We start from the raw sequence: 16,408 nt of genomic DNA on the forward strand, positions 1-16,408 counted from the left end.
GTAAACAACCCTTACACTATTAATACGACAGAAACTCGCGAAAATCACGCTAAAATTTCATTTTTTCAACTATTTTTTTAATTTCTTCAAAATCTATCTTTCCAAACAAAAAATAAGAGGTTCCATCTTTATACCATTCAGCCGAATAATCATATGTTCCATCTTGATTGCCAAGTTCTTTTATAGATATTTGTAAGTCCTCATTTTCTATTATTATGTCTTCTTTTTCATTACCATCTAAACTATTAATTTTACTCGCGGTTTTAATATCTTGTTTATCTATTATCAATGTTACAACACTATCATTACATTTATATTGAAGCCAAGCTACCAAAGTTAAATCATCAATTTTATAACTTTCAAATTCAAATCCATACGGTCTATAATAAAACTCCGGTACTTTTACACCTAGTTTTTCTTCAACATCCGCAATCGCCTTATCTTCATCCAAATTAGCATCTTCATTACTCGGATCATTATAATTTACCGTCTTCGTATCATCCCCACTCCAAATCCGCACGCTATTCACCAAATACTTCCGATTCGCCTCACTAGTCATGCTGGCTGCAAACACGCATGCCACGCAGACCACAGCCATTCCCACGACTTTCCCAAGCCGGTGCAGACCACCTCCCGTAGTCCGGATCTTTGTATTCGTCCGATTCTTTGCATTCGGTTCTTCCGTATTCGCTTCTTTCGAAACTTCCTCGCGCATTTCTCTCTCCGCGGTCTTCTTCCGGCGATCACGTATCTCTTCGATAGAAATAACGCGCTTTTCATCCGAAGCAGCCTCTTTCCTGCGAACTGCATCCACATCCGGGACCAGTTCCTCGGAGAATTCCGTGTTTTCCTTCTTCTCCCTCTCAATCCGGCGCAGGAATTCCTGATAGGAGTTGTCCAGTTCCTCTTTCGTGAACTTAATGTCCTCTACGTCATCATCCGCAAAGAGTGCTGCCGTAATTCGTTTTTCCCTCTCTATAAACTCTTTCTCCAGAATCTTCTGAAAGGTTTCGTCATCTATTTCATCCTGTGTTTCCAGGTTATTCTCTGATTTATTTTCTGATTCTTCGTTTTCTTCAAATTCTTTTCTCATAAAGTAATTTCTCCTGCCAATGGAATTTCCCAACGTTATGTGTTACTGTTCCCTCCGTTCACAGTAACTTTCCTGCCTATCTTTCCTTGACAATTCTGCCCTTCTGGTTCATAGTAATTGGTAATAAAAAAGATTTTTCAGGAGGAATTCCCATGAAACATATTGTACTTACCGGCGGCGGTACTGCCGGACACGTTACTCCAAACATAGCTCTGATCCCGGCTCTCAAGGATGCCGGATATCAGATATCCTATATCGGTTCCTACAACGGAATCGAACGTAAACTGATCGAGGAACTCGGAATTCCCTATTACGGAATTTCCTCTGGTAAATTAAGACGTTACTTCGACCCGAAGAACTTCTCCGATCCGTTCCGCGTTCTCAAAGGATTCCATGAAGCCAAAAAGCTTCTCAAACAGCTGAAACCTGATGTTATATTTTCCAAGGGTGGTTTTGTAACCGTCCCTGTTGTTATCGCTGCAAAGCGTTGCAAAATTCCAGCAATCATCCATGAGTCTGATATGACTCCAGGACTTGCCAACAAACTGTGTATTCCCTCCGCTGTCAAAGTCTGCTGCAACTTCCCGGAGACTGTCAACAGCCTTCCGAAAGACAAAGCAGTTCTTACCGGAACTCCAATTCGTCAGGAATTATTAAACGGTAACAGAGAGGCTGGCCGTCAGTTCTGTGGTTTCACCGCTGACAAACCTGTCCTTATGATTATCGGAGGCAGTCTCGGTGCAGCATCCATCAATGACCATGTACGCAAGATCCTTCCGGAACTTCTGAAGGATTTCCAGGTAATTCATCTGTGCGGCAAGGGCAAAATGGACGAGAAACTGACAGGCACAGCCGGATACGTTCAGTACGAATATATCAAAGACGAACTGCCGGATCTCTTCGCCCTGGCAGATGTTGTCATCTCCCGTGCCGGTGCCAATGCGATCTGTGAGATCAGTGCTCTTCACAAACCGAATCTCCTGATTCCGCTGTCAGCCAATGCAAGCCGTGGTGACCAGATCCTGAATGCCCGTTCTTTCGAAAAGCAGGGCTACAGCATGGTTCTTGAAGAAGAGGAGATCACCGATCAGAAGCTTCTCGATACCATCCATAAACTCTACCAGGAGCGTCATTCCTTCGAAGAAGCAATGGCAGCAAGCAAACAGATGGATTCTATCCACCATATCGTATCTCTTATCGAGGGCTGTGTTTCATCCAGATAAGCATGGAAGGTACTATGCCTCACCGATATGCGACGCAATAAATTGCGCAGACATCCTTACTTAAAGGTGTCTGCGTATTTTTTTAATTTTCTCTTTCATCCACGTTGTTGCTCTGGAATTGCGATTGTTGACACAGTTTCTGCTCATCCCAAGTTCTTTTCCTACTTCCTCTGATGTTTCTCCATAGACTCTTGTCCTGATCAGGATCTCATAACTCAGAGGATTTTCCCTGCGAAGCATATCCAATGCCGAATACTTTTCTGCTTTATCTTCCAGTTCGAGGATAATCGTTTCCGGATTACTCTTTTCATCTATAATCTCGTCGCCATTATCCGCATCTATAATACACATTTCATGTCTGTTACAGGAAAGTTTCATATAATCAAAACTTTCCTTTCTGGTTTTGCTGCTGACTTTTGCCATCAGCATTTCTTCATCCGAAAAATCAAGCATGTCCTGATGTTCAAAGAAATAGGAAAATACATTATGGGCGATATCATTCGCAATGTGCTCATCCTTTACAATCCTGCGGGCAGTGTTTACTGAGAATTGAAGGAACGCCTTATAAAAGACTTCAAAATTCTCAATCATATCTTCTGTATCCTTCCGGCAATTTTATTTTACCTTCGCCAGAATTTCTTCTCTGTCCTCGTCTGTCAGAGTTCCCGGTTTCCAGGTAAGTCCTACCCCGTCGCCCTCATATCTCGGAATCAGATGCATATGGAAATGAAATACTGTCTGACCGGCGATCTCACCGTTATTCTGAACGATATTGAAGCCGTCACAGTTCAGTCCATCTCTGAGTTTCGTTGCCATTTTCTTTGCAAGGATCATTGCCTTGCCTGCTGTTTCATCCTGAAGTTCATAGATATTCGCTGCGTGTGATTTCGGAAGAATCAGGGCATGTCCCTTGCTTGCCGGTCCCAGATCCAGGATCACGCGGAAGTCTTCATCCTCATATAAAGTAGCTGACGGAATTTCTCCATTTGCAATTTTACAAAAAATACAATTTTCCATGGTCGTTTTCTCCTTTATTTTATAGTGTTTTCTGGTTCTATTGTGACGTATTTCTTTGATTTTTTCAATACGAAATTTGTTGCCGTGGGCATTTTCCAATGCTACACTTGACGTGAGGTGACAGATTATGAAAGAAAAAATCGATTCTGCGGTACAGACAGAACAGTTTCAGATCCTGCTTTCCAGGTTTTCGCATGAGCTGCGAAACCCGCTGGCTCTTCTCTCCAGCGAACTGCAGCTTCTCGCTTCCTCCCACCCGGAACTCACATATGACGAACAGTGGGAAAATATTTATGCAAACCTGGATTATATCCATGCTCTCCTGAACGACATGACCAGATACCAGAATGCGGGGCAGCTTTCCCTTGTCTTGACTGACTTAAGCGCATGTTTAAATGAAATCGCAAAGTCCTTTCGCCCCACACTTGATTATCTTGGTATTGAATTTGAGACGGATATTCCAAATGATCTCCCCAATCTATCTCTCGATCCGTTAAAAATCCGCCAGGTCTTTCTGAACATTCTTCGCAATGCACAGGAAGCAATCGATCATCCGCATGGAACCATCCATTTTCGTGCCGAATCCTCAGCACAGTACGTACATATTTCCATCTCTGACAACGGATGCGGCATGACCTCCTCTCAAAAAAAGCGGGTATTTGAACCTTTCATAACCTACAAGTCCGGCGGCACCGGCCTCGGACTTGCTGTCACCAGACAGATCATCGAAGCCCATCACGGCTCCATAGAAATCGAAAGTGCTCCCGGAAGTGGAAGCACTTTTCATATATATTTTCCCTTAACCCGGCTGGACGGATGCCAGGCCAGAACAGCAATTACAAATCCGGCTATCATCCCTCCAACATGAGCGGCATTATCCACACCTGAACTGGTAAACCCAAAATAAAGTGAGAATGCTGCCATCACCAGAACCTGTCTCATAGACAGATCACCAAGCCAGCCTTTATTTCGAATGACAACATAGATCATCGCTCCCATCACAGCAAACACTGCTCCGGATGCCCCTGCTGATACAGAAAATTCCTGAGACCGCAGTTCCAGAACCAGCGAGAGAATATTTCCCGCAATTCCGCCCAGAAGATAGATAAGCACGAAACGGATCTTTCCGGTCACCTGCTCCAGCCGGCTTCCAAGTACAAACAGCACCAGCATATTGTTGACAAGATGCTCAATTCCAAAGTGCAGGAACATGGAGGTAAACAGCCGGTAGACTTCTCCTTTTTCCACAATATAAGGCGTATACGCCGCTCCATAGTTCAGTACATGCCATGCATCCTGCGAAGTCCCTGTAAGTTCCACTGCAATAAAAATCAGTACATTAATAAGAATTAATGCGACCGTCACCGGTTCTTTCCGAATCTCTTCCAAAGTCCTCACTCCATTCTGTCAGATGGTCACTGTTTCCAGCAGCCTGGTCAACATTTTCATTATTCCGTTTATTCTAACAGATGGTCTGCTGCATAGCAAGCACTGTGTCCCCGTGAAATCTTATCTTTTTATAAACTTCCGCAGCTTATTTTATAAATATATACCGCGCTTCTGCAAAATCTACTTCATCTTCGTCCTGAAGCTGGTATTCTTCATTTGCCCTGAGCATTCTTCCATTTACAGAAGTACCGTTTCTTGAGTTCAGATCCGCAAGAAAATATTCTTCCTCATCTTTACGGATCCTGGCATGAACCCGGCTTACGGTTGGTCTGGGAATCACTGCATCAGCTGCGTTTTCCATTTTGCCGATAATCGTCAGGTCCCGTTCCAGAAAGATCGTTGCAAGCTCTCCTGGTTCCTTACTCACAAGGCTGGACGGTCCCTTGACTGCTCCTGCGGAAAGAACGACTGTCTCACCGTAATCTGTCTCTTCCGGTTCTTCGAACTGCAGTCTTTCTCTGTACTCATCCCGGAACTTTTTGTGCTGTTCTGCTTTTTCAGTATTCCCTGCGGCATCTGTAAATTCCCGGCGGACTTTCTTTCTCCATTCCGCTGTTTCGTCCTGCTTTTTCTTCTTTTTCTCACCTGCCCACATCCCAAGTGCTCCAATACCCAGAAGCGCGATCGCTGCTGCCAGCACCGCCTCAATCGGAACTCCGGGGAGGTATCCCAGATAACACGCCGCCAGAATTCCAAGCAGCACGAACACCCCAAAACCGCATCCACCGATCCACACAAAGTTTCCGCGAATCTTTCCTCCTGTTTTGTTCGAGGTTTCACTTTTTTCTTCCCATTCGGGCGGTTTCTCTGCAAAATCCAGCGGTATTTGTTCTTCCCGAAGTACTGTTTGTTCTGAAATCTTTTCCTCTGGCTTCGTCGGTTCCTTATTCTCCGCTGGTTCTTCTGTCCCACTCTGATAGATAAACTCTTTGAGTGCATCCAGCTGCACTCCCGTTTCCAGTGCTTTGCGGTAGATTCCATACCCCATCGTCACAGCTGCCGCATCATCATGGTCCAGTTTCGGCAGGAAATATTCTGTCATCTCCCGGAACTGCTCGCTGACTGCCTTTGCTTCTCCTGGCAGACAACAGAAATACAGTTTCTGTTTTTCCACATCCAGATACATATATTCCGGCGATAACAACAGCTGATCCGGATTCAGAAGAAATTCCATCATTTCTTCCATGATCTTCACAACACCGCCAAAAATAATACGCAGATCCGATGCTTTCAGTTTCTTCTGCTCATAGAAAGATGCCAGCGACTGCCTTGACGTAATGTCATAATAAAACAGAAATCTCCCGTCCAGCCCCTGGATCCTGCATTTCAATATAGAAGGAACCGCATTTCCCGTCAGCATCCTCACCTGATAGGAAGCAGTATCTACCGGATTCTCCCCATGCAGGATCAGATAATTACGACTTACATCCCGTTTATATTCTGCCCTCATTTTTATCCTCCAATTTCTGCTATTACTTCAGAAGCAGCCCTGATCTTCCGGATCCACTCCACCGGACGAACGACTCTGGAACTTCCATCCACTGCAAGTTTCCATTTCAGACCTCCAAATCCAGACACTGTATCCGCTGTATAAGTTACTTTGATCTCCTTACCGCCATTTACCTGACCGGTCAGATTCTCAGCTCCAAAAAATCCGACATTTCCAAGTTCCCGGCTCCTGACAGATGCCGCTTCCTGTGGCTGTCCGTCTTTTCGTACACCTTCCATACTTCCGGTAAGTGCCGACTCGCACGCCGCCGCTGTCAGCCATGCACGGTTATGTACAAAAAAGCTCAAGTACAAAACTCCCATCAAAACCAGCAGGACCAGTGACATCACACATGCTGCCTCGATCGTAAAACTGCCTTTTTTTATCTGTCGCAAATCCGTCATATCAAAATTCCTCCTATATATCCCGCCAGCAGAAAAGGCACCAACGGAATCTCTGTCTTCCTGCTTTTCCTGCGGATCACAAGCAAAATCCCGGACCAGAACGCTGCCAGAAAAAATCCAATGCAGAGCATCCGGATATATGTTTCCGTATCCAGCAAAGCTCCCAGTGCCAGCAGGATCCAGCAGTCTCCCGCCCCAATCGCACCCCTGCTTATCAGCCCCGCTGCAAGAAACAAAATACCAATCCCTGCCGGTATCAGCACATCCTGAATTTTTCTTCCCTGCAAAATACTGCAAATGATCCCACATCCTGCATAGACCACAGTCAGGAGCAGCGAAATTTCCCTTCTCCTGATATCCAGCCAGCTGTTCATCGCCAGAAAAACCACCGTACACAATTCTTTCACTCCATCCTCCTTATCCGCAACTGCTGCACGCATGCATACTTCCTGCCTGCGACAGCTTCACCAGTTTCACCGTCCGCTTCAGTCCGCTGCATGTTTCCTGATTATGATAGCGGTTTCCCGTCGAAGTGACATAGACACTTCCCGCGGGCTTCTGACCACGGCTGCACGATTCACACGCTGCATACTTCTCTCCATAACTGTTCCGCATCGAGGAGATTCCTGAACCGGCAACCTGCTGGATCGACACTTTCAAATACCGGCATCCCAGTTTTCTGTGATATACAGAACCGGATTCTGTTACATACACCATTTCTTCCTGCTTCTCTGTTTTTCCTGAATTTTCCTGTTCCTCTGCTCCCGTCCATGCATGGACAGTTATGGTATTATGCATCCACACATTTGAGAGCGGAATCAGTCCGCCAACCGGCGTATAGGAATATACATCCGGCAGAGTAACTTTGTCCGGACCTTTCCCGTCCAGTATATACGCATACATTCCCGCATCTTTCGTCTTTTCACACAATTTCTGGAGATGCAGTGTCTGGATCTGATAAATATCCATAAAGGAGATCATCGTAACCATCCCCAGGAAAAACAACGGCAGCACCAGTGCCGTCTCCACCGCGAGGCTTGCACGCCTGCAGAATCCCAAAAAGGTGCAGAAAGACACCTTTTCAGAAGGCTTCAGGAAATCTCCGCTTATCGGGGGAAACTGGAGAACTGATTTTTTTAAAGAGCGCTTCCTTTCTTTTTTATTTTCATTTACTTCTTTTTTCTTCCTGTCTATCTTTTTTATATACCCATCATATATATCCTTCTGAAAAAGCATCTTTCTGCACCCCTTTTGTATCGGACGGTCCCTTTGCTGAACCGCCCTGACCTCAGATATAACTGTATTGTCTTGTTACGGTAAATACTCTGTTTCTGTTCGCATCAACATCCACCGAAGCCTCGATCGCCTCAATGCAGCAGTCCAGCCGGAAGCTGTCTCTGCCCTTCGATTCACGGATACAGACCTCGATCATGTCCATCCCCCGCTGTAATTTTTCCTGTTTTGACTGTGCCAGAAGCAGCACCTGAAGATAGTCTTCATAGGACATGCCATTCTCGGCATCCTTCCTCTGACTGTCAAGATTTTCGAGAAGATACGGAAGATTTTCCAGTGATAACTGCCAGTTTGCCGCATTCTTTACCAGCGGAACTTTGCCGCCGTGAAACAGTTCCCTGACATCCAGAACACTCTCCGCAAAGGACCAGCAAAGAAGAAGTGCTGCTTCGATGATGACCGCCGCAGGCGGCACGAGAAATCCAGACGCGATCGCAAGTGCAAGTGCATGCATCTGAGCCCGCTTTCCTGCATCCGACATCAGACATGCCGCATTGATTCCCTCACGGATCAGAAGCAGCCGGTTCGCGACTGTCCGCAGGTTTGCCCTGTCATTATCGTTTGCGCCAAGGATATACTCCTGCTGGTACTTAAGTCCCGAGGCTGCCGGTTTCTGGTAATTGCCAAGCCGGTCTGTCAGATATTTCTGAAACAGCATCTGAGAAGTCTGTGAAGAGTCCTCTGTCGGATTTCCTGGCATGGACATTCCCACTTCGAGGTTCCGCTTGGATACCAGATCTTTCGTTGAAATCTGTACTGCTGAGATTCCCTTCGATGCCGGAACGACCAGATCCAGAAGACTCATCGTTCGGATCCGTCGGATTGCCGGGATCGGATTTTTTGCATTATTTGATTCACCATCCGAAAATCCACCGTCTTCACCGCTTCCGAAATCCTCTTCCTTCGCTTCTTCCTTCTTGGCAGCTTCTGCCGCTTCCTGACTTTTGTTAAATGCACCATTCATCTCCGAATCATAATTTTCCAGCGTCCCTCCATTTTCTGCAGTCTTTCCATCTGTCTCTGCCTGTTTCGTTTTTTCTTCCCTGTCTTTCAGCCGGTTCAGAAGTGCCTGAACTCCCTGACCGCCAAGAGTATCCTTCATATAGGACACCGCCTGATGATAAAAAACTTCTCCATTCTGATCTGTTGCCAGACGATATCCGGTAAAACCACCCTGTTTAATCCGAAGTTTCTGGCTGTTCTGCTTCAATACAGGCTTCATATAGGATTCCATATTGTCATAGACAGCTGCCAGATCCAGCTCAGTTCCACCCTGCGCCCCGTCCAGAAAAAACAGATCATAATCCTTAAGAAGTGAACGGTCATACTGCCCGAACAGAGAATACAGTCCAATATCCAGCCCATTCAGGATCTGTGTCCTCGCCGCAGCCGCCTGCACCGACTGGATACTGGTGGCAACCAGAGACAAAAGAACACTGAGTACCAGTGCCAGAAAAACCGTAATGCTGCCTTTTTTCTTCATAAACACACCACCGGATCAGATAGAATTACTCTGTTTTGTGATCTTGCTGAGAATTGCTTTTACAAGATTTGTGAGCTGTTCCTTAAAGATAATGACAAGACTGATCAACACCACCAGGATCAAAATAATCTCAACAACACCTACTGCATCTTCTTCTCTTCCAAACTCTCTTGCTGTTTCCATAAACTCTCTCATATACATACCTCCCAATACTGTCTTTGAATTGTTGCAATTCCTTATTTTTACTGCCCGTAGAAGGAAAGAAATGCCGGAATCATGATGATTGCCATGACAACCACAAGCATCATGACCATCGGTACCAGAAGTTTCGTGGCTGCCGCCTCTCCCAGAACTCTCGCTTTTCGTTTGCGCTCATCCCAGGCTTCCAGTGCTTCTTTCTCAAGAAGATCCGCCATGCGCTGGCTTCCTTTCTGAAGGTTCTGAATCAGGATCGTAGAAAAGGTTTTGTACTTCATCAGATCGCAGTGTTCTCCAAACCGACGATAGGCTTCCAGTTCTGACACGCCGCTGTCCATCTCATGGCAGGCTGTCACGATCGCTTCATATGCAAACCTGCCTTTTGCCGGTTTTGTTCTCATATAATCTGCTGCCATCTTCTGAAATGCCCGCCTCGCTGTCATTCCTGCCTGAATCAGAAGTGTAAATTTCAGAAGCAGAGGAGGATAGTCCATCAGAAGCTGTTCCGAACGTTTTGCCAGTGCCTCCTGTTCTTCCCTTGCCTTCTTCAACAGAAGCACAAAAGCAGCAAAGAAGCTCAGCGCAGCGATCAACGTTCCTGTATTGTCTCCCGGCTTCTGCCATTCTAACTTCTGTCCATTCCATTCTTCCGGCAGATAATAGTAATCCGGGTCCTCTTTTTCTTCGTTATATTTCTCGATAGCTTCCCTGAGTTCTTTTTTTCTGGATTCCTCCGGAGTTTCTTCTTTTACTGTTTCTTCAGAGGCAGGTGATTCCTCACTCTCTTTCTCCGGCACCTGAATCTCAACTTTCTCCGTATCTTCGCCGTTTACAGCAACCTGAAACTCCTGGGTATATGCCCCTGTCGACTCTTTTTCGAGACGATATCCATTCGTGTAAACTTCACTGCTTCCACTTGTCAGTGTCAGAAGCATTCCCACAAGATTTCCACAAACTGCCACAATAAGAAACCATCGCACGCTTTCTCTGTCTGCCAGTCCGTCCAGCTTAAGCCATCCGGCTTTCCAGGCAAAGGCGCTTCCTGCCGCAACGATAAAAATCACAAGATGTACCCACATATCACACCTCTATATCGACGATCTTACGTCCAAGCCAGTAGGAAAATCCATAAATTCCAAGACACACCGTCATCGCAGCGATCCCGAACGGATTCCCATACAAAACACTCAAAAATCCCGGAGAAGTCAGTTTCAGATAAATAATGATCCCTGCCGGCATCAGACTCATGACCATCTGCTCGGCTTTCTTTGCCGCCAGAGTTGTCTCTACTTCTTTCTTTACGTCAATCTTGTCTCCAAGCATCCTTGCGGAAGTCTGAATGATTCTGGTCATATCCCCGCCTGTTCTCTTGGCTGTATAAAAGACTGCTGCAAAATTCTCCATATCTTCAATACCGCTGCGCTCACCCAGACTCTGAAACAGTGCTTCTACCGGAACGCTGACTTTTAGCTGGCCTTCCATATACCGGAATTCTTTTACAATATCTGCGTCCTGCGGATAGATCCGTTCCAGATCTCCTGCACAGGCCGAGACTGCATTTTCTACAGAGTATCCGGCCTGCACTGCCACGCTCAGCGCATTCAGCGCATCCTTGAACTGATAATTCAAATTTTTCTTCCGCTCCCGGATCAGCTGCCTTTTCCGCATTTTCAGAAACACCACTGTTGCCGGAATAGCCAGTATCATCAACCATTTGCTCTGGTAAAAAAGATAATCCAGTGCACCACAGAGCAGAATGCTCTGTACCAGATATTTCGTGATCTCCTTTCCTGAAAAATGATATTCCCTGTAATCCTGCTTCATAGTTCCACCCCTGCCCGGACCAGCTTCTCCCGGTTCAGAAGTTCTGCCGTCTGTACAAGCCCGCGTCCCTCCTGCCACCGGTAAAGTGTCCTGGTCTTTATTTCATGCTCTTCAAATCCACAAACTTCTGTTATTTCCAGTACTTTACGACTCTTATCCCTCATTCGCCCGAGATGTATAAGGATGTCCACTCCCGATGCGATCTGCCTGCGTATCGCTTCAAGCGGTAACTCTACACCCATCAGCGTCATTGTCTCAAGACGCGAAAGCATATCAACTGCCGAATTCGCATGCGCTGTGCTCAGACTGCCCTCATGTCCCGTATTCAGAGCCTGCAGCATATCAACTGCCTCGCCGCCTCGTACTTCGCCTACCACGATCCTGTCAGGGCGCATTCGAAGTGCCGTCCGGATCAGATCCCGTATTGTGATCGAAGTACCACCATCAACATTTGCCATCTTTGCTTCCAGACGCACCAGATTCTGCACACCCTGGATCTTGAGTTCTGCGTTATCTTCAATCGTGATCAGCCTCTCATCCTTCGGAATGTAGTTAGATAATGCCCCCAGAAATGTCGTCTTCCCGCTGCCGGTTCCACCGCCGATCACCATGGAATATCTCGCTTTTACAAGAGTCTCCAGAAACTCTGCACATTCCCGCGGAAGACTTCCAAGGGCGATCAGTTTCTCCATTGTGATCGGTGTGTCCGGGAACCTTCGGATCGTAAGGATCGGACCGTTTAAGGCAACCGGGCGGATCACCGCATTTACTCTGGCTCCGTTTTCCAGACGGGCATCCACAATAGGCATTGATTCGTTGACCACACGGTTGCACCTTCCTACAATCTGCTGGATCACATCTTCCAGTTTTTCTCTGGAAGTAAATCCCTTTTCCCATTTTTTCAGTTTCCCTGCACGTTCCACAAAAATGCTTTCCGGACCATTCACCATAATTTCCGTCACGGAATCGTCCTCGATCAGTTCCTGCAGAACATCCAGTTTACGCACCGAATAAAAAAGTTCCTGGCGAAGCTGTACCTTCTCTTTGAGTGAAAGTGCAGATTCCCGCATTCCATTCAGGATCAGATCATCAATCTGTTCCAGGATCTCCTGATCTGACAGTTCTCTTGCCAGATCCAGTTTCTCCATCAGAAGCTGCCGGAGTTTCCGGAAATGGTCATTGCTCATAAGAAAGCCCCTTTCCGAGAAGTTCTCTCACATAATCTCCCAGCGTGCTCCACACCAGCGACTGCGGATAATCTGCGCTCACGCTTTCCACGGTGCAGAACGGAAGTTTCATTTTTACTGTTTTCTCAGATACCTCGGAATAATCTCTTGCATTCAGAAGATTTTCAAACTGTCGTATTTTGCTTTTGGAAACCGGATCCACACAGATTGGCATATAAATAAATTTACACAGGTCAAGCATCTGAAAAAGTTCCTCAATTCCATTCCCCATGTCGATCACGACTACCTCGTAAGTTCCATGAAGAATAAGTTCCTGCAAAAGATATTCCCAGTCCTTCCAGGATGTTCCCCGGATATCCTCCGGCGACTGCACCGGCGGCACGAAGTCAAGCTGCCCCACACTCTGCACCATACTGTTCAGCTTCAGAATCACACCCGGATTTTTCTGACGTACATAATAAAGCAGATCACTCAATGTACAGGAGAATTTTTTCTGCATCAGTTCCTCCAGACCGGAATATTCTTCCAGACTTATAAGGAGAACACTTCGTTCCTCACTCAAAATCTGTCCCAGTGTCCACGCAAACGAGGTCTTAAGACATCGTCCCAATGGAGAATACACGCCAAAAAGCTCTGTCTTTCTTTTTAACGCAGGGTTCTGCATCGGAAACACAGTTTTTTCCTCGCCATAGCACGCCATGACCTCCCGGACGATCTCTGCCGAAGACTGATATTTATAGACTTCTGCATATGTATCCAGTTCTTCCGGTCTGGTTCCTTCCGTGAGAATCACAGTTTTGCTGATATCCAGTTCCCGTACCTCGTCACACATGGCATCTGCTGAGATAAGAAGCAGTTCCACATGTGTTTCTTTTGCATACGCAATCAGGCTCTGCACACTGGTAAATGCCTGTACTTCAAAGGGCAGATTGTTTTTGCGATTGAGATATTCCATGAAGTTTCTGGCATATTCTGCTTCAAGATCACAGACTGCAAAAATTTGTTTCTTCAATATAGACCTCCTGTATAAAGCATCACGCTCATAAATATGGGCACCGTGAAATGAATATTTTCCGGTGTACTTTCCCTTCGATAATAGGGTTTGTGGCTGCCTGTCTGCAGATACTCCATAAGATATGCCGCCAGATACGCCATCCTCTGCCGGATTTCTCCACCGCAGAGCAGAATGGCAAGTGAAATCCCGGCTCCGCACAGAAAGGAAAACCAGATACACCACAGGATCTTTACAGGTCCCATAATCCCTCCCAGTGCACAGAATACCTTGATATCACCAGGACCAAGCATCCGAAAATAAAACATCCATCCAAGGACCGCCAGCGGCATCAGGATTCCCGGTATGAATCTTGTCAGACCGGCAAATCCTTTCTGCCAGAAACATGTTACTGCTCCGGCAAGAAATGAACACAGGATCCAGCTGTTTTTTACACGCATTTTGTAAAGATCCATGACCACAGATACACCGGCGATCGTCAGAAGCAGCATTTCATCTGCAATAAAAACCCCTCCTCGCTGTTGATATTTGATTATAAAAAAATGGGATCGTTCCGTCAGAACTGACGGCAGGAATACCAGATGATTTCTGGTGAGTCTTATTATAGTCCTGCATTCCGCCCTTTGTAAAGAAGATTCGTTCGCCAAATCCGGACAGCAGGATTCTCCCGGATTTCGCTTTTTTCTTAAATTTATTTATCTCTTCGCTTCAGAGTTATTGCAGTTTTTTTTAGGCTTTTGTATAATATGTCTATCCATCTTGGATTTTATCGAAGATGCCCGAAACAGGAGGCTTTTTTTATGGAAAAAAACATCAAAAAAATCGAGGATATGTCATTGAACGCATGGCCTTCCCACAAAATGGAACTGTACGATGGCTGGATCCTCCGTTTTTCTTATTTTTATACACACAGAACGAACAGTGTTGAGCAGTTTGGAACTTCTACCCTTCCATGGAGAGAGAAGGTTTCCTACTGTGAGGACGTTTATAAGCGTCTGGGATCACCTGCAATCTTTAAGATCAGTCCTCTGGTTTCGCCGGATTTTGACTATACACTGGAGAATCGCGGATACGAGATCCAGCACACAACCGAAGTCATGACACTCCACCTTGAAAATGCCGAACTCAGTGCCGACTGCCCGGATGTCACCCTCACAGACGAAATCCCGGATATCTGGATCACCAGCCTGTTTGACCTCAAGGGAATGACAAATCCGATCCACCGTGCCGTCGTTCCTTCCATGTACCGTGCGATCCCGAAGGAAACCGTCTGCGCTTCCATCTGGAAGAACGGCAAGATCATCGCTACCGGTCTCGGCATTCTGGACCGTGATTATATTGGGATTTATGCGATCCACGTCAAAGAAAAATACCGCGGACAGGGCTTCGCCCGCCAGATCTGCACTTCTCTTCTCAAAGAAGGCATGACCAAGGGCGCACAGAATGCCTATCTGCAGGTCGTCAAGGGAAACACTCCTGCCAAGAGACTTTACGCTTCACTTGGTTTTACGGATTCCTACACATACTGGTTCCGTGTTCAACCACAGGGAGGAACAAAATGAAAAAATGGCTTCTTTTGTTGATCTGCAGTCTTTTTGGGGTTTCTTTGTCAGGCTGCAGTTTGCAGAATGTTGTCGAGTCTGTTTCACCTTCCAGAGAAGAAACACCGCAGGATATCCACCCGGACAGCACCCGCGTCTATATGGATGAAATTCAGGGAACACTTCAGACTTTTACCGGAAACAAGCTGACTCTTACCAGTTCTTCCCAGGATTACACCTTCGATGTTTCTCAGGCTACGCTGGAATCCGTGGACGGCATGGTACGGGGAGATTCCATCAGCGTAATCTATGAAGGGCAGCTTTCCGGCACTGACACTTCTACCGTCCGTACTCTGAAAGTTGTCGATGATTATCACGATATGGATTCCCTCAAAGAAAGAACCACCCATGGACAGGTTCAGGAACTCACCACCAACTCCATCACCATCAAGTCAAAAGGCGGCAAGACCGCAACCTTCCCGATCACCGGAACCGAACAGTATTATCAGAACGGAATCAAAGCAGGCAAATGGGTCTACATCCATTTCAAGGGTGAAATGGACACACCTGATCCGGAAAATCCTTCCCATTTATATGGCTTCCATACGAAAGTTTTCAGTGTATCTGACATTGATCCTCTCAAAGTTCCCGAGCCAACGCCAACACCCGCTCCTTCCAAAAATAAAGATCAGGAAAAGGAACGACAGATGCGTGCCGTGATTCAGGGAATCCAGACTAATATTCTGCAGGTCTCTGTTGAAAACACGGATAACCTTCTGAACCTTAATATGTCTGCAATCCCCTGTTATTTCAGTGGTGGACTTTCCTCTGGTTCTCATGTGACAGTTACCTACACCGGTGAGTTTGATGGAGTTTCTACAGCAGGAATCTCGATTCTCGGCATTACCGGTGAAGTTCCGGAATCACTCAGCGACCACGGTATCTCCTTTACCGTATCCGGAGACATTACCGCCTCCACCTCCAACACACTCACACTTCTGACCTACGACAATATGTATGTGACCTGCAGCATAGAAAACGCCTCCAATTCCTCCACGGGCGGGCTCTTAAGTGGAAGTTCCGTAAAGATCACATTCAATCCGGCGGAATCCCGGAATTCCAATATTGTCTCCGCGATCAAGATTGAAGATTTATATACGTGATCCACAAATATATACTGCACACAAAATGCCAT

At 46.3% G+C, this 16,408-nt stretch carries 19 protein-coding genes; 4 read left to right on the plus strand and 15 right to left on the minus strand.

Annotated elements, in window-relative coordinates:
- Positions 1-49 precede the first annotated feature (49 nt).
- A complete protein-coding gene (locus DXC01_RS11025) occupies positions 50-1,093 on the minus strand; it encodes a DUF4367 domain-containing protein (RefSeq protein WP_118698906.1) in 1,044 nt (347 codons plus the stop codon).
- A gap of 152 nt (positions 1,094-1,245) precedes the next feature.
- Here DXC01_RS11025 and DXC01_RS11030 point away from each other — a divergent pair, with 152 nt between their 5' ends.
- On the plus strand, positions 1,246-2,316 hold the full coding sequence (locus DXC01_RS11030) for an undecaprenyldiphospho-muramoylpentapeptide beta-N-acetylglucosaminyltransferase (RefSeq protein ID WP_118698907.1): 1,071 nt from the start codon (positions 1,246-1,248) through the stop codon (positions 2,314-2,316).
- A gap of 60 nt (positions 2,317-2,376) precedes the next feature.
- Here the strand turns inward: DXC01_RS11030 and DXC01_RS11035 are convergent, their stop codons facing one another.
- On the minus strand, positions 2,377-2,907 hold the full coding sequence (locus DXC01_RS11035; RefSeq protein WP_022213986.1) for an RNA polymerase sigma factor: 531 nt from the start codon (positions 2,905-2,907) through the stop codon (positions 2,377-2,379).
- A gap of 24 nt (positions 2,908-2,931) precedes the next feature.
- Positions 2,932-3,333: an HIT family protein gene (locus DXC01_RS11040; protein WP_022213985.1), complete on the minus strand. Its 402-nt coding sequence runs from the start codon at positions 3,331-3,333 to the stop codon at positions 2,932-2,934.
- A 127-nt stretch (positions 3,334-3,460) separates the two neighbouring features.
- On the opposite strand from DXC01_RS11040, the gene DXC01_RS11045 reads away from it, so the two are divergent.
- Positions 3,461-4,201 (plus strand): sensor histidine kinase, encoded by a 741-nt coding sequence (locus DXC01_RS11045; protein ID WP_022213984.1) that lies wholly within the window; start codon positions 3,461-3,463, stop codon positions 4,199-4,201.
- Here the strand turns inward: DXC01_RS11045 and DXC01_RS11050 are convergent.
- The 12 genes from DXC01_RS11050 to DXC01_RS11105 all read right to left on the minus strand — a co-directional run bounded on the left by DXC01_RS11050 (position 4,117) and on the right by DXC01_RS11105 (position 14,163).
- Positions 4,117-4,731 (minus strand): rhomboid family intramembrane serine protease, encoded by a 615-nt coding sequence (locus DXC01_RS11050; protein ID WP_243111609.1) that lies wholly within the window; start codon positions 4,729-4,731, stop codon positions 4,117-4,119. The genes DXC01_RS11045 and DXC01_RS11050 overlap by 85 nt on opposite strands.
- 136 nt (positions 4,732-4,867) lie before the next feature.
- On the minus strand, positions 4,868-6,232 hold the full coding sequence (locus tag DXC01_RS11055) for a DUF6382 domain-containing protein (RefSeq protein WP_118698908.1): 1,365 nt from the start codon (positions 6,230-6,232) through the stop codon (positions 4,868-4,870).
- A 2-nt stretch (positions 6,233-6,234) separates the two neighbouring features.
- Positions 6,235-6,675, minus strand: a complete 441-nt coding sequence (locus DXC01_RS11060; RefSeq protein WP_022213981.1) for a TadE/TadG family type IV pilus assembly protein — start codon at positions 6,673-6,675, stop codon at positions 6,235-6,237.
- Entirely contained in the window at positions 6,672-7,115 is a 444-nt protein-coding gene (locus tag DXC01_RS11065) for a prepilin peptidase (protein ID WP_118698909.1), read from the minus strand. The genes DXC01_RS11060 and DXC01_RS11065 overlap by 4 nt, the downstream gene beginning before the upstream one ends.
- Positions 7,093-7,734, minus strand: a complete 642-nt coding sequence (locus DXC01_RS11070) for a TadE/TadG family type IV pilus assembly protein (protein ID WP_243111610.1) — start codon at positions 7,732-7,734, stop codon at positions 7,093-7,095. The genes DXC01_RS11065 and DXC01_RS11070 overlap by 23 nt, the downstream gene beginning before the upstream one ends.
- A 229-nt stretch (positions 7,735-7,963) precedes the next feature.
- Entirely contained in the window at positions 7,964-9,451 is a 1,488-nt protein-coding gene (locus tag DXC01_RS11075; protein WP_118698911.1) for a DUF5702 domain-containing protein, read from the minus strand.
- A 15-nt stretch (positions 9,452-9,466) separates the two neighbouring features.
- Positions 9,467-9,646 carry a Flp1 family type IVb pilin gene (locus tag DXC01_RS11080; RefSeq protein WP_022213977.1) on the minus strand — a complete coding sequence of 60 codons (180 nt, stop codon included), beginning with the start codon at positions 9,644-9,646 and terminating at the stop codon, positions 9,467-9,469.
- 47 nt (positions 9,647-9,693) lie between these two features.
- Entirely contained in the window at positions 9,694-10,728 is a 1,035-nt protein-coding gene (locus DXC01_RS11085; protein WP_118698912.1) for a type II secretion system F family protein, read from the minus strand.
- 1 nt (position 10,729) lies between these two features.
- Positions 10,730-11,473, minus strand: coding sequence for a type II secretion system F family protein (locus tag DXC01_RS11090; protein ID WP_118698913.1), 744 nt, complete (start codon positions 11,471-11,473; stop codon positions 10,730-10,732).
- Positions 11,470-12,660 (minus strand): CpaF family protein, encoded by a 1,191-nt coding sequence (locus DXC01_RS11095; protein ID WP_022213974.1) that lies wholly within the window; start codon positions 12,658-12,660, stop codon positions 11,470-11,472. The genes DXC01_RS11090 and DXC01_RS11095 overlap by 4 nt, the downstream gene beginning before the upstream one ends.
- Positions 12,650-13,672 carry a hypothetical protein gene (locus DXC01_RS11100; RefSeq protein WP_243111611.1) on the minus strand — a complete coding sequence of 341 codons (1,023 nt, stop codon included), beginning with the start codon at positions 13,670-13,672 and terminating at the stop codon, positions 12,650-12,652. The genes DXC01_RS11095 and DXC01_RS11100 overlap by 11 nt, the downstream gene beginning before the upstream one ends.
- Positions 13,669-14,163, minus strand: coding sequence for a prepilin peptidase (locus DXC01_RS11105; RefSeq protein ID WP_118698914.1), 495 nt, complete (start codon positions 14,161-14,163; stop codon positions 13,669-13,671). Before DXC01_RS11105 ends, DXC01_RS11100 begins: the two co-directional genes overlap by 4 nt.
- 309 nt (positions 14,164-14,472) lie before the next feature.
- Between DXC01_RS11105 and DXC01_RS11110 the strand changes: the two genes are divergently transcribed.
- Positions 14,473-15,234: a GNAT family N-acetyltransferase gene (locus DXC01_RS11110; RefSeq protein WP_022213971.1), complete on the plus strand. Its 762-nt coding sequence runs from the start codon at positions 14,473-14,475 to the stop codon at positions 15,232-15,234.
- Positions 15,231-16,376, plus strand: a complete 1,146-nt coding sequence (locus DXC01_RS11115) for a hypothetical protein (protein ID WP_118252156.1) — start codon at positions 15,231-15,233, stop codon at positions 16,374-16,376. Before DXC01_RS11110 ends, DXC01_RS11115 begins: the two co-directional genes overlap by 4 nt.
- Positions 16,377-16,408: the final 32 nt, after the last annotated feature.

The sequence above is a fragment of the Blautia sp. OM07-19 genome (genome assembly GCF_003481595.1).
Lineage (GTDB): Bacteria > Bacillota > Clostridia > Lachnospirales > Lachnospiraceae > Blautia_A > Blautia_A intestinihominis.

Bases quoted from the DNA above. Each gene is read 5' to 3' on its own strand.
- DXC01_RS11110 (WP_022213971.1), top strand. From the start codon at position 14,473: ATGGAAAAAAACATCAAAAAAATCGAGGATATGTCATTGAACGCATGG.
- DXC01_RS11030 (WP_118698907.1), top strand. From the start codon at position 1,246: ATGAAACATATTGTACTTACCGGCGGCGGTACTGCCGGACACGTTACT.
- DXC01_RS11080 (WP_022213977.1), bottom strand. From the start codon at position 9,646: ATGAGAGAGTTTATGGAAACAGCAAGAGAGTTTGGAAGAGAAGAAGAT.
- DXC01_RS11060 (WP_022213981.1), bottom strand. From the start codon at position 6,675: ATGACGGATTTGCGACAGATAAAAAAAGGCAGTTTTACGATCGAGGCA.
- DXC01_RS11085 (WP_118698912.1), bottom strand. From the start codon at position 10,728: ATGTGGGTACATCTTGTGATTTTTATCGTTGCGGCAGGAAGCGCCTTT.
- DXC01_RS11055 (WP_118698908.1), bottom strand. From the start codon at position 6,232: ATGAGGGCAGAATATAAACGGGATGTAAGTCGTAATTATCTGATCCTG.
- DXC01_RS11045 (WP_022213984.1), top strand. From the start codon at position 3,461: ATGAAAGAAAAAATCGATTCTGCGGTACAGACAGAACAGTTTCAGATC.
- DXC01_RS11025 (WP_118698906.1), bottom strand. From the start codon at position 1,093: ATGAGAAAAGAATTTGAAGAAAACGAAGAATCAGAAAATAAATCAGAG.
- DXC01_RS11035 (WP_022213986.1), bottom strand. From the start codon at position 2,907: ATGATTGAGAATTTTGAAGTCTTTTATAAGGCGTTCCTTCAATTCTCA.
- DXC01_RS11065 (WP_118698909.1), bottom strand. From the start codon at position 7,115: ATGCGTGCAGCAGTTGCGGATAAGGAGGATGGAGTGAAAGAATTGTGT.
- DXC01_RS11090 (WP_118698913.1), bottom strand. From the start codon at position 11,473: ATGAAGCAGGATTACAGGGAATATCATTTTTCAGGAAAGGAGATCACG.
- DXC01_RS11040 (WP_022213985.1), bottom strand. From the start codon at position 3,333: ATGGAAAATTGTATTTTTTGTAAAATTGCAAATGGAGAAATTCCGTCA.
- DXC01_RS11075 (WP_118698911.1), bottom strand. From the start codon at position 9,451: ATGAAGAAAAAAGGCAGCATTACGGTTTTTCTGGCACTGGTACTCAGT.
- DXC01_RS11115 (WP_118252156.1), top strand. From the start codon at position 15,231: ATGAAAAAATGGCTTCTTTTGTTGATCTGCAGTCTTTTTGGGGTTTCT.
- DXC01_RS11105 (WP_118698914.1), bottom strand. From the start codon at position 14,163: ATGCTGCTTCTGACGATCGCCGGTGTATCTGTGGTCATGGATCTTTAC.
- DXC01_RS11095 (WP_022213974.1), bottom strand. From the start codon at position 12,660: ATGAGCAATGACCATTTCCGGAAACTCCGGCAGCTTCTGATGGAGAAA.